Source organism: Rhodoferax antarcticus ANT.BR, assembly GCF_001938565.1.
Taxonomy (GTDB): Bacteria; Pseudomonadota; Gammaproteobacteria; order Burkholderiales; family Burkholderiaceae_C; genus Rhodoferax; species Rhodoferax antarcticus.
The window spans coordinates 142454-154599 of the sequence record NZ_MSYM01000013.1 but is presented as its reverse complement, the minus strand read 5'-3'; the positions used below and the strand labels follow the sequence as shown (position 1 = coordinate 154599).

At 58.4% G+C, this 12146-nt stretch carries 14 protein-coding genes; 1 reads left to right on the top strand and 13 read right to left on the bottom strand.

Translation table 11 applies throughout. The annotated features are described in order from the left end of the window. Nucleotides 1–38 precede the first annotated feature (38 nt). Nucleotides 39–263: a DUF3820 family protein gene (locus tag BLL52_RS09425; RefSeq protein WP_075586432.1), complete on the bottom strand. Its 225-nt coding sequence runs from the start codon at nucleotides 261–263 to the stop codon at nucleotides 39–41. A gap of 19 nt (nucleotides 264–282) precedes the next feature. Continuing rightward, nucleotides 283–645 (bottom strand): translation initiation factor Sui1, encoded by a 363-nt coding sequence (locus tag BLL52_RS09420; protein WP_075586431.1) that lies wholly within the window; start codon nucleotides 643–645, stop codon nucleotides 283–285. A 175-nt stretch (nucleotides 646–820) separates the two neighbouring features. Between BLL52_RS09420 and BLL52_RS09415 the strand changes: the two genes are divergently transcribed. Then, nucleotides 821–1048 carry a hypothetical protein gene (locus tag BLL52_RS09415; RefSeq protein ID WP_075586430.1) on the top strand — a complete coding sequence of 76 codons (228 nt, stop codon included), beginning with the start codon at nucleotides 821–823 and terminating at the stop codon, nucleotides 1046–1048. A gap of 94 nt (nucleotides 1049–1142) precedes the next feature. On the opposite strand, the gene nagZ is transcribed toward BLL52_RS09415, so the two are convergent. The 11 genes from nagZ to BLL52_RS09360 all read right to left on the bottom strand — a co-directional run bounded on the left by nagZ (nucleotide 1143) and on the right by BLL52_RS09360 (nucleotide 12122). Continuing rightward, the gene (gene nagZ / locus BLL52_RS09410) at nucleotides 1143–2225 is read right to left on the bottom strand and encodes a beta-N-acetylhexosaminidase (RefSeq protein ID WP_075586429.1); all 1083 of its coding nucleotides are present in this window, start codon (nucleotides 2223–2225) and stop codon (nucleotides 1143–1145) included. Between the two features lie 70 nt (nucleotides 2226–2295). Beyond that, a complete protein-coding gene (acpS, locus tag BLL52_RS09405) occupies nucleotides 2296–2691 on the bottom strand; it encodes a holo-ACP synthase (RefSeq protein ID WP_075586428.1) in 396 nt (131 codons plus the stop codon). 31 nt (nucleotides 2692–2722) lie between these two features. Continuing rightward, entirely contained in the window at nucleotides 2723–3499 is a 777-nt protein-coding gene (locus tag BLL52_RS09400; protein WP_075586427.1) for a pyridoxine 5'-phosphate synthase, read from the bottom strand. Beyond that, a complete protein-coding gene (gene recO, locus BLL52_RS09395; protein ID WP_075586426.1) occupies nucleotides 3496–4245 on the bottom strand; it encodes a DNA repair protein RecO in 750 nt (249 codons plus the stop codon). Before recO ends, BLL52_RS09400 begins: the two co-directional genes overlap by 4 nt. 89 nt (nucleotides 4246–4334) lie before the next feature. Next, nucleotides 4335–5090, bottom strand: a complete 756-nt coding sequence (locus BLL52_RS09390) for a PEP-CTERM/exosortase system-associated acyltransferase (protein WP_139313352.1) — start codon at nucleotides 5088–5090, stop codon at nucleotides 4335–4337. Nucleotides 5091–5637: 547 nt separating this feature from the next. Then, the gene (gene era / locus BLL52_RS09385) at nucleotides 5638–6597 is read right to left on the bottom strand and encodes a GTPase Era (protein ID WP_139313392.1); all 960 of its coding nucleotides are present in this window, start codon (nucleotides 6595–6597) and stop codon (nucleotides 5638–5640) included. Between the two features lie 68 nt (nucleotides 6598–6665). Further along, a complete protein-coding gene (gene rnc / locus BLL52_RS09380) occupies nucleotides 6666–7352 on the bottom strand; it encodes a ribonuclease III (protein WP_075586423.1) in 687 nt (228 codons plus the stop codon). A gap of 21 nt (nucleotides 7353–7373) precedes the next feature. Then, nucleotides 7374–7727: a DUF4845 domain-containing protein gene (locus BLL52_RS09375; protein ID WP_075586422.1), complete on the bottom strand. Its 354-nt coding sequence runs from the start codon at nucleotides 7725–7727 to the stop codon at nucleotides 7374–7376. Between the two features lie 13 nt (nucleotides 7728–7740). Next, nucleotides 7741–8706: a signal peptidase I gene (lepB, locus tag BLL52_RS09370; protein WP_075586421.1), complete on the bottom strand. Its 966-nt coding sequence runs from the start codon at nucleotides 8704–8706 to the stop codon at nucleotides 7741–7743. After that, the gene (gene lepA / locus BLL52_RS09365) at nucleotides 8706–10517 is read right to left on the bottom strand and encodes a translation elongation factor 4 (protein ID WP_075586420.1); all 1812 of its coding nucleotides are present in this window, start codon (nucleotides 10515–10517) and stop codon (nucleotides 8706–8708) included. The genes lepB and lepA overlap by 1 nt, the downstream gene beginning before the upstream one ends. Before the next feature lie 135 nt (nucleotides 10518–10652). Next, entirely contained in the window at nucleotides 10653–12122 is a 1470-nt protein-coding gene (locus tag BLL52_RS09360; RefSeq protein WP_075586419.1) for a DegQ family serine endoprotease, read from the bottom strand. Nucleotides 12123–12146: the final 24 nt, after the last annotated feature.

Genomic DNA, 12146 nt, shown 5'->3' with positions numbered 1-12146 from the left:
CGTACCCGCGCTTGCCATTGCCAGAGTTGTCCTGCCCCTTACTTAGGGCGCAACGGCTTGAGCAGGTCTGACAGGCCGTTGTGGTCAATCTCGTGCATCAGCGCCAGCAGGCGGCCAATTTCACTTTGTCGTCTGCCGTTTTGCACGCTCTCACGCACAAACCAGCGCAGGTAATCGCCCGGCAGGTCAACGATCAAGCGGCCCTTGTATTTGCCAAAGGGCATGGTGCGTGTCACCAGCAGTTGCAGGTCTTGAGGGTTCATTGGGTGGCCGTTGTCATGCTCACCCGCCTGCGCGCTTGACCTTGTGGCCCTGCGCCTGCAGCAGCGCCATCACCCGCTCGCAGTGGTCGCCCTGCACCTCAATCACGCCGTCTTTCACCGTGCCGCCGGACCCGCAGGCCGTCTTAAGCTGCTTGGCCAAAGTCACCAGCGCAGGCTCGTCCAGCGCCAACCCTTTCACCAGCGTCACGCCTTTGCCCGCGCGGCCCTTGGTCTCACGCGAGACACGCACGATGCCGTCGGTGACTGCCTTGGGCTTGGCAGACGCACACTGGCAGGCAGCTACTGGGTGACGGCACGCCGGGCAGATGCGACCCAGGTCGGTGCTGTAAACCAGACCACCGGTGGAAGATTTGGGTTTCATCGGGCAGGTAAGTGAAAATGTGATCGTCGATTGTCCGGCACGGCTGCTGACTGGCCACGCAAGTGGCGTGAATCTTTGGACAGATTACTATATATTCAATAGCTTCTGGCGCTTATAAAATAAGGGCTAGAGGCCAATTTAATTCACAATTGTCAAACGATCAGGAAAACACTGCATGTCACGTCCAAGCCTCTGGGCACCGAAGGTTCTGGCTCTCATCAAGGGCGGTAATGCGACCGCTGCCATCGCTCAGATCAAGGTGGCACCGACCGTGAAAGACTTGCAGGAGCTGCGCAAGCTGCTGACCGGCGCGCGGTTAATGCAGGCGCACCCGAATGTGGATGCAGCCACCAGCGACATGATTGCCGCACTATCGTCACCACGGCTGCACCGTTCGCCCTGAAAACCCAGCCTTTGCATTGGGCGCACCCTGCGGCCCCGTGCGGCCGTTGATGGCCATTGACGCACTCCCCAAACAAACCATTTGGGTTGACGTATCAAGGCAGCAGATCCAGCGCCTGCATGTAGGCAGGCTGCACCATCAAATCGTCCCACAGCATGACGCAATTTCGGGGTAGCAGCGCCAGACGGCGCTCCTGGCTGATATCCAGCGGCTCCCATTGGCCGTGGTAATGGGCGCGGGTCAGGCCGTCAATCAAGGCATCCACCTCGGCACCGTCACCCAGCGACTGGTTGCACAGCAGCACCATGTCGCAGCCTGCGTTCAGAGCGGCCAGCGCCGCTTGCGTAGTACTGACCGGCTGGCCATCGATGACACGGGCAGCCGCCATGGACAGATCGTCGCTGAAGATGGCGCCGGTAAACCCGAGCTGGTGGCGCAGGATGTCGGTCAGCCATTTTTTAGAAAAACACGCCGCGCGTTTGTCCACTTTGGGGTAGATCACATGGGCGGGCATCACGCCGGCCAGACTGTTGCCCAGCCAGCGGTAAGGCGCGGCGTCATCCTTCAAGATAGCTTTCAAGCTGCGCGTGTCCACCGGCAGGTCGGTGTGGGAGTCAGCGGCCACAAAGCCGTGGCCGGGGAAGTGTTTGCCGCAGTTTGCCATGCCGCTTTGCAGCAGGCCGTGCATCAGGCTCTTGGCCAGCAGGCTGACCACGCGGGCATCCGCATCAAAAGCGCGGTTACCAATCACGCCACTGGGGCCGTAATCAAGGTCCAGCACCGGGGTGAAGCTCAAATCAATGCCGCAGGCACGCAACTCGGCACCCAGCACATAGCCGCAGGCGGTGGCCGCCGCAGTGGCATGCATGGCGCCTTCACCGGCAAGCCCGACGCTCTCCTGGCGCCACATTTCACCCAAAGCCCGCATCGGCGGCAGGTGGGTAAAGCCGTCGGTTTTAAAACGCTGCACCCGGCCACCTTCATGGTCGACGCAGATCAGTAGGTCAGGGCGGATTTTTTTGATGTTGCGGCACAGCTCGGTGAGCTGCGCGCGACTTTCCCAGTTGCGGGCAAACAAAATCATGCCGCCCACCAGCGGGTGCTTCAGGCGCTTTTTGTCGGCTTTGCTGAGGGTTGTGCCGGCAATGTCGATGATCAAAGGGGCGTGAAAGCTCATTGAACTGTCCTTATTATTGATAGCTGCTTACGCTTATGCAGTAAGGGCTAGAGGCCTTTTTTATGCTAAATTAAACAGTCACTTCCACCACGCAGAAGCTGGCGGCGTAATCGGTCTCATCAGTCACCGTGATGTGCGCAGACAAATGTCGGCTGTCAAACCAGTCTTTCAACGCACCCTGCAGCAGCACCACCGGCTTGCCGCTGGGCAGCTTGCCAATTTCGCAGCTGCGCCAGGTCATCGGTAGGGTCATGCCAAGGCCAATGGCTTTGCTGAAAGCTTCTTTGGCGCTGAAACGCGTGGCCAAGTAGCGCACACCGCGTTCGGGCCAGCGCTGGCTGCGCATCTGCCAGGTGGCGAATTCGCCCTCGCTGAGCACTTTTTTGGCAAAACGCTCACCGTGGCGGTTCAGGCTGGCCTGGATGCGCCGCACGTCGCAGATGTCGGTGCCAATGCCGTAAATCATGATGTGGGTTTGGCTTTGCGAAGCGCGTTGTTCAGCCCACCATGTGCAGCTGCTCAGCCTGAGCGATGCAGCGCAAATAGTCTTTGATGGTGGCCTCATAACCCAGCTCCAGCGCATCCGCAATCAGCGCGTGGCCGATCGACACCTCACTCACGCCGGGCACTTGATTCAAAAAGACGGTGAGGTTATCGCGGTTCAGGTCATGCCCGGCGTTCACACCCAAGCCCGCCGCCAACGCGGCTTGGGCGGCGCTGGCAAAACGCGCCAGCTGCGCAGCAACTTCCGGGGTGCCCCAGGCGGCGGCATAGGGTTCGGTGTAAAGCTCAACACGGTTTGCGCCCACGGCTTTGGCCGCAGCCATTGAAGCGGTTTCAGCATCCATGAACAGGCTCACCCGCACACCCCAAGCATGCGCCTGCTCGATCAGCGGCTTCAGGCGCTGCGCATCCTGCGGAAAACTCCAGCCGTGGTCGCTGGTGAACTGACCCTGGCCGTCGGGCACAAAGGTGACCTGGTGCACCGGCAGTTTTTGCGCCACCAGGCTGCCGACCACGTCCATCAGGTTGTGAAATGGATTGCCTTCAATGTTGTATTCGCGGTCCGGCCAGGCCTGCAGCAGGCGCGCCAGCTCGGGCACGTCGCTGCCGCGGATGTGGCGCTCATCTGGGCGCGGGTGCACGGTGATGCCGTTTGCCCCAGCTTGCAGGCACAAGGTGGCGGCGCGGGTCAGGCTGGGAATGCCCAGGTGGCGCGTGTTACGCACTGTGGCGACTTTGTTGAGATTCACAGAAAGTACGGTGGTATTCATAGGTTTTGCAGGTCGATCATCACTTGCCGGGTGCGCAGGGCGCTCACCCCGCAATGGTAATTGAGCAGGGTGCGCAGCTGCGGTTTGAGCTCGGATGCCACCTCAGCGCAGGCGCGCAGCACGGCGGTAAACGGCGCGCGCTCGCCCAGCACGTGTTGCAGGGTGGTCCACTGCGCGCCGTTCAGGCTGGCACGGTCTGCCTCGCTGGCTTGGCGCAGGCCGCCTTCGGGTACCAGGCTGTAGCGCGTATCGGGGTGCAGCGCCAGCAGTGTCATGGTTTGCGCGTCCAGCAGCGGCAAGAGGCCAATTTCACGCAGCAGCAGCAGCTCAAACGCGCGCAGGGCAGACTCCAGCACTTCGCCGTGCTCGCTGGCAATCACCGCCACCACGCTGGCATAGCTGTCAAACAGCGCCGGGTGCGGGTCTTCACGCGCCAACAGGTTCAGCAGCAACTCGTTGAGGTAGTAGCCCGACATCAGCGCGTCGCCGGTGGGCATGACATGGCCGCCTTGCCATTCGGCGGCTTTCAGGGTTTTGATTTCAGCGTCGCCACCAAATGCCAGATGCAGTGGCTGCAGTGGCAGCAGGATCGGCCGAAAGCTGGAACTGGGCCGCTTGACCCCCTTGGCCACCAGCGCCAGTCGCCCATGGTGGCGGGTGAACACCTCCAGGATCAGGCTGGTCTCGCTCCAGTCGTAGCGGTGCAGCACAAAGGCGGGTTCATCTGAGATACGTTTGGTTGCCATTCAGGGTCTGAATTGTTCATCAAACAACGCCAAAACCGCGTCCGCCCGGTAAATAAACACCTGCCGAACAGGCAACCCAGCCAGGATCCTTAGCGCCCCGACTTCAAGACCAGCGCTTGCGGCACGGTCAGACAGTCCTGGATTCTGGTCAGCAGGTTTCTGCATTCCAGCTTCAGATTGTCGAGCAGCGAGTGGCGGCTGATGTAATAGGGCGCACGCACCCCGCGGTGCTCGACGACATCGCCAACCTGCTCGAAATGGATGCCAAAACCGTGTAACTGGCGTGCCAGTCGCGGCTCCATCATCGCAAACACACCATCCAGACCCTGGTCCAACCCCATCGCCGTGATCGCCAGATAAAGTCCGAGCGCCATCGAAGGAAACAGTTTCCTGGCATCGACGTCGCCCATATCGAGCTTTTCGATGCTGCCGTTTGCCATCAGAACGCCATGCCTGGGTCGGCGAAATTCAGAGATGATGGCCAGGCGCGATATCTCACCGTAACGCTTGCGGCACGTCCCCGTTGATTTATCGAATACCCAGCGCAAGGACTGAGCGCACGTTTTTTCAAACGGAAACACCGCATCAGGCGCACGCTGGTCCGACAAAATCAACCTGACGCAACCCACATAGACACCGGTAGGTTTGTGCAGCAACAGGCAGTGAATCGAATGCTTGTCCGCCTCGTCCTGCTCCATTTGGTTGACCTGGTGCGGTTCAAAGCCAAGCTCTTCACAGTAAACCTGATGGCGGATGCGGTAGACCTTTTCTAGCAAGTGTTCTTCATCCGCAGGAATCACCTCAAAATGGGTCTGAAAAAGGTCGGTCAGGCTTTGGTGAATCATGTGATTTGTGCAGTCGACGTCTTGGATGATCACGCGCTTGCTCGTTTTTAAGCGGTCCGTCTAGTTACACCAATGAAAATTGAGGTGATTTTTCTAGTTTAAGGCGCATACGTCGCTCAACGACACCCAAGTTGTAAGACAACGTTACGCCAACAAAAAGAATGAGCCGGAAAGCTTAAGACTCGGCCCCTTGCAGCCATACCGCTTGAAGACGGGTTCACTTGGGACACGTTTGGTTGCCAAGGGCCAATATCCCCAACAGAATCATGGGTAAATATATAACCTGTTTATTATTAATTTGAACATCAAGTATCTTTGTGACTCAACAGTTCAATTTCTAACCAGAAGAAAACACCCTGACTGAAACCAAGCTCAGAAATCTCGACCTTGCTATCGTGTGGACCGTTGTCGCAGTTAGCCTGTTACCCCTTGTCCCCTATGCGGTGAATACCCTTTTCGGTTGATAGCATGCATTGGCGGTCAAACAAACAAGGCCGCTTAAGCTGCCTTGTTGCTTTTGGGGCTGTCAAACATGGCGCTTTGGCTTTTACTCGTAGCCAAAGGAGCGCACCCGGGCTTCGTCATCGGCCCAGCCTGAGCGCACTTTGACCCACATTTCGATGAAAACCTTGCAGTCCAGCAGCTTTTCTAGCTCGACACGGGTTTCCATGCCAATGCGTTTGATGCGCTCCCCCTTGTCACCAATCACCATGGCTTTATGGCCATCACGCTCAACGACGATGGAGGCGGCAATCCGCAGCAGGCGTTTCTGGCCCTTCTTCGCGGGAGGTTCCTCTTCAAACTTATCAATGATCACAGTCGAGGTGTAAGGTAACTCGTCACCGGTCAGGCGAAACAGCTTTTCACGCACCATTTCACTGGCCATGAAGCGCTCGCTGCGGTCGGTCAACTCATCCGCCGCATACCACCAGCTCTGCTCGGGCAAGTACTTGGCGCAGATGTCGAGCAGGCGATCGACATCTTTGGCGTTTTTGGCCGACATTGGCACAAATTCAGTGAACGTATGTTTGGCCTGCATGTCCTGTAACCAGGGCGCGATGTCACCACGGCGGTGCACGTTGTCGAGCTTGTTGGCAATCAGCAGCGTCGGGATGTTTTTGCCCAGCAGCGCCAAGACGCGGGCATCGGCAGGGGTAAAGCTGCCCGCCTCCACCACAAACAAAATCAAATCCACATCGGCCACCGCGCCCACCACGGTTTTGTTCAACGACTTGTTTAAGGCGTTGCCGTGGATGGTTTGGAAACCCGGGGTATCGACAAACACAAACTGCGTTGCGCCAACCGTGTGCATGCCGGTGATACGGTGGCGGGTGGTTTGCGCCTTGCGTGAGGTGATGCTGATCTTTTGCCCGACCAGCGCGTTCAGCAGGGTCGATTTGCCCACGTTGGGTTTGCCCACAATGGCGATCAAGCCGCAGCGCTGGCCAGCGACCGGCGCATCAACCGGCCCGGCGGGGCGCATGTTGCGGTGCAGGCCTGCCAGCATCGCTTCAACGTCATTTAGGGCTGTAGCCCCCGTGCCATCTGCGTCGGCAGCTTCGTTTTTTATAGTAGTCATTGAGGCCCTTTGGTCTTGAGTGTTTGCAGCATGGTGGTGGCGGCAGCTTGTTCGCCAGCGCGGCGGGAGCCACCCGTGCCACGCGCCGTCAGATTGAGTTCGGTGATCTCGCATTCAACCTCAAAGGTTTGCTTGTGGGCCGCGCCCAGCGTGGCGACGACTTTGTAACCAGGCACTTTCATGCGCCGCGCCTGCAACCATTCCTGCAGTTCGGTTTTAGGATCTTTGCCCATGGCAGCCATGGCCGGGTTGATTTCCAGCGAGGCATACAGCCGGTTCACCAGCGCCTGCGCTGCAGAGAAGCCGCCATCCAGATAGGTGGCACCAATCACAGCTTCCAAAGCATCTGCAAGGATAGACGGGCGTTTTTTCCCTCCGGAGCGCATTTCGCCCTCGCCCAGGCGGATCACCTCGCCCAAACCCAGCTTGATAGCCAGCGGATGCAACGCCTCCTGGCGCACCAGACCCGCACGTACCCGCGACAAATCACCTTCTGGCAGCGCACTGAGTCGCTGGTAAAGCAGATCCGCCACGCAGACACCCAGCACCGAATCGCCCAGAAACTCCAGCCGCTCGTTGTGGTCAGCGGAAAAGCTTCGGTGGGTGGTGGCCCGCGCAAGCAGGCTCAGATCAGAAAATTGGTACTGCAGGCGCTGTTGCAGCGCTGCCAGCCCCGCGCTCAAGGCGTCACCTGTGTTGTCACCTTAGTTTGAGCGGCCTGCATACTTCATCGTCAGGTAGGCCGGGCCGGCCAGATGAATCTCGCGCTGGTAGGCGAAACTCACCACCACCTTGTCATTTTCCTTGGTGACTTCAATGTCTTTGGCGGTGATCGAGCTGATGTTGTCGATGGCCGATGCCTTATCAAAAATAGAGCGCACCTCCACCACCGTATTGCCTTCAGAGGCTTTCTGGACCGCCTTGAGCACGGCCTGGTACTCGATGGCAGTAGGAAGGATCTGCGCCACGATCACGCCTGATACCGCCAGCACAGCACCCACAAAGATGAAGCCGATGAGTGAGAGGCCACGTTGACCTGATTTGACGGCGCGAACCATAGAAAACTCCTGCTCAGTTAAAAGGACCAATACGCTTGAGGTTACCAAAGTTCATCCAGACAAAAAAGGCTTTTCCGACAATGTTTTTCTCTGGCACAAAACCCCAATAGCGCGAATCAAGAGAGTTGTCGCGGTTGTCGCCCATCATGAAGTAGTGGCCCTCGGGCACCTTGCACATCACCCCCTCGACGCTGTACTGGCAGTTTTGCTTGAACTGAAACTCACCAGCACCCGGCACAAAGGCGGGGCGGCTGTCGTCATTGAGCAGGCGATGTTTGGCGGTGCCCATGTCTTCTTCAAACTGCTTGAAGTAGCGCATGGTGTCTTCGTCAAAAAATTCAGGCAAGGTGTCGGTTGGCACCGCTTTGCCGTTGATGCTAAGCCGTTTGTTGAGGTAGGCCACCTCGTCACCGGGCACCCCGACCACGCGTTTGATGTAGTCCAGACTGGGCTTGGGCGGGTAGCGAAACACCATCACGTCACCGCGCTGCGGCGGTGTGCCAGCAGTGACCTTGGTGTTGAGCACCGGCAGGCGCAGGCCGTATTCGAACTTGTTGACCAAAATCAGGTCACCCACCAGCAGGGTCGGAATCATCGAGCCCGATGGAATCTTGAATGGCTCAAACAGAAACGACCGCAGAATAAAGACGCCAATGATCACCGGGAACAGCCCGGCCGTCCAATCCAGCCACCAGGGCTGCGCCAGCAGGCGGTGTTTGGCCTCAGTCAGGTTGTCATCCACCTTGCTGATGCCCAGCTTGCCCAGTTCTTCGTTGCGTTTGAGGGTTTGCACTTCCAGCTCGGCAGCGGCTCTCTGGCGTTGCGGCAGGAAAACAAAGCGTTCAGCCAGCCAATAGGCGCCGGTGATGATGCTGGCCAGAAAGAGCAGCAGAGCGAAGTTGCCTTCCACCATGCCAAAGTACCAGGCCCCGACATAGGCCACAAAGGCAGCCAAAACAGCAGAAGTTAGGGCCTGCATCACGCATCCACCTTCAAAATTGCCAGGAACGCCTCTTGCGGCACCTCAACAGAACCAATCTGCTTCATGCGCTTCTTGCCTTCTTTTTGCTTTTCCAACAGCTTGCGTTTGCGTGAAATGTCGCCGCCGTAACACTTGGCGATCACGTTTTTGCGCAATGCTTTGATGGTTTCACGAGCGATCACGTTGGCACCGATGGCGGCCTGAATCGCCACGTCGTACATCTGGCGTGAAATCACTTCACGCATCTTGCTCACTACCGCGCGGCCTCGGTACACCGACTGCGAGCGGTGCACGATGATCGACAGGGCATCAACCTTCTCACCGTTGAGCAAAATGTCGACCTTGACCACGTCGGCGGTGCGGTACTCCTTGAACTCATAGTCCATCGAAGCGTACCCGCGCGAGACACTTTTTAACTTATCGAAGAAGTCCATCACGATCTCGCCCAGCGGAATCTCGTAGGTCAGCACCACCTGGCGGCCCTTGTAGGCCATGTTCATCTGCACGCCGCGCTTCTGATTGGCCAGCGTCATCACCGGGCCCACATATTCCTGCGGCATGTACAGATGCAAGGTCACGATGGGTTCACGGATTTCTTCCAGGCGGCCCTGATCGGGCATCTTGGAGGGGTTTTCCACCATCTTTACTGTGCCATCGGCCTGTACCACCTGGTAAACCACGCTGGGCGCGGTGGTGATAAGGTCTTGGTCAAACTCGCGCTCTAGGCGCTCTTGCACTATTTCCATGTGCAGCAAGCCCAGAAAGCCGCAACGAAAGCCAAAGCCCAGCGCCTGCGACACTTCCGGCTCGTAATGCAGCGACGCATCGTTGAGCTTCAACTTTTCCAGGCTGTCACGAAGACCTTCGTACTGGTTGGCTTCGGTGGGGTACAGCCCGGCAAACACCTGCGGCTGGATTTCCTTGAAGCCGGGCAATGGCTCGGTGGCCGTGGCTGCCGCACCACCGGTGCCGGGGCGAATCAGAGTGATGGTGTCGCCCACTTTGGCGGCCTGCAGTTCACGGATACCGGCAATGATGTAACCCACCTCGCCTGCCTCAAGCGCTTCACGTGGCTGGTTGGCCGGGGTGAACACGCCCAGGCTATCAGCGTTGTAAGTGGTGCCGGTGGCCATCATTTTGATGCGCTCCCCTTTGGCGAGACGGCCATCGACAATGCGCACCAGCATCACCACACCAACATAGCTGTCAAACCAGCTGTCGACAATCATGGCGCGTAAAGCCGCGTTGGGATTGCCTTTAGGCGCGGGAATGCGCGCCACCACGGCTTCCAGAATCTCATCGATACCCATGCCAGTTTTGGCCGAACAGGCAATGGCCTCAGACGCATCGATACCGATAACGTCTTCCACTTCCGAACGGGCGTTTTCCGGGTCGGCGTTGGGCAGGTCCATTTTGTTGAGCACCGGCACCACTTCCACACCCAGATCCAGTGCGGTGTAGCAATTGGCCACGGTTTGGGCTTCGACACCCTGACTGGCGTCCACCACCAGCAGCGCGCCTTCGCAGGCTGAGAGCGAGCGGCTCACTTCATAAGAAAAGTCCACATGGCCGGGGGTGTCGATCAAGTTCAGGTTGTAGATCTGACCATCTTTGGCTTTGTACTGCAGCGCAGCAGTTTGCGCCTTGATGGTGATGCCACGCTCTTTCTCGATGTCCATTGAGTCCAGCACCTGAGCTTGCATCTCCCGCTCTTGCAACCCGCCGCAGCGCTGGATCAGCCGATCGGCCAGCGTTGACTTGCCATGGTCAATATGGGCAATGATGGAGAAGTTTCTGATGTGATTCATCGGGTAGGTCTAACGCAGGAGGTGCAGCATCTGCCGCATAAAAAGGGCGCACGTTTGAGGTGTGCGCCCAATTCAGAGTCGGTTGGCAGCTGCCAGCCAAAACAAGCGATTGTAATTGGCTTGTCTAACCAGGCCTTAGCGCGATGGCTTGACAAAGACAAACTGAGCCATGTCGTCCCGGTAAACCAGCAAAGCGACTGACTTGGCCTTATCAAGCTTGACGAGGGCAGACTCAAACGTTTTCAGGTCTGGCGTTGCGGTATTGCCCACCTGGGTGATGACATCGCCTTCGCGCAGACCGGCGCGGGCTGCTGCGTCAGCGACCGACTCCACGGTCACACCCCCCTTGATGCGAAGCTCTGCCTTTTTGGCGTCGCTCAGCTCACCCACCACCAGCCCAAGCGCTTGCGCGGCAGCTGAGCCTTTGGGTTTGACCGGCTTGTCAGGTGCCTTGGCCACCGGTTTGTCGGAAGGTATTTCAACAATCACCACCGTCAGTTCTTTGGTCGCACCCCGGCGAAACACAGTGAGTGTGCTCTTGGTGCCGGGCTTGACTGCGCCCACCATGCGCGGCAAGTCGGATGACTTTTCCACAGCTTTCCCGTCAAACTTGACGATGATGTCACCCGCCTCCACACCGGCCTTGTCAGCGGGAGCCCCCTCTTCCACAGCACGCACCAGCGCACCTTGGGCCTTGCCCAAGCCAATGGATTCAGCCACCTCCTTGGTGACCCGGTCAATCTGCACACCAATGCGGCCGCGCGTGACCTTGCCGGTGGCACGCAGCTGCTCACTGACGCGCAGCGCCTCGTCCATCGGGATTGAGAAAGAAATACCCATGGAGCCGCCCGAGCGTGAGTAAATCTGGCTGTTGATGCCCACTACCTCGCCGCGCATATTGATCAGCGGGCCGCCGGAATTGCCGGGGTTGATGGCCACGTCGGTCTGGATAAACGGCAGGTACTCGCCGGTATCGCGCTGTTTGGCACTGACGATGCCGGCCGTCACCGTGTTTTCCAGGCCAAAGGGTGAGCCAATCGCCACCACCCATTCACCCACCCGCAAGCGGCTCACATCGCCCACCTTGACAGCGGGCAAGCCAGTCGCGTCGATCTTGAGCACCGCCACGTCACTGCGCTTGTCGGCACCAATGATTTTGGCCTTGAACTCACGGTTGTCGGTCAGCGTCACCAGCACCTCGTCGGCACCGTCAACCACATGGGCGTTGGTCATGATGAAGCCGTCTGCCGACAAAACGAAGCCGGAGCCGACGCCCCTGGGTTGCTCTTCACTGCGCGGCTTTTGCGGGTGGTTGCGCGGCGGAGCCTGCCGCGGCGTGTTGGGCATCGGCATGCCAAAGCGGCGGAAAAACTCCAGCATGTCCTCGTCCATTTGCGGACCTTGCATCGGTTGGGCGTTGACTTTTTCCAGGGTGCGGATGTTCACCACCGACGGGCTGACCTGCTCTACCAAGTCGGCAAAATCAGGCAACGTACTGACCTGCGCCCAGGCGCAGGACACAGGCACCAAGGCGGTGAAAGAGGTACCCATCAAAGCACCGCTCAGGGCGCACGCATACAAGCGCTTCCAGTTAAACCGAATCATGTGTGACCTTTCCAGTGAACAAAA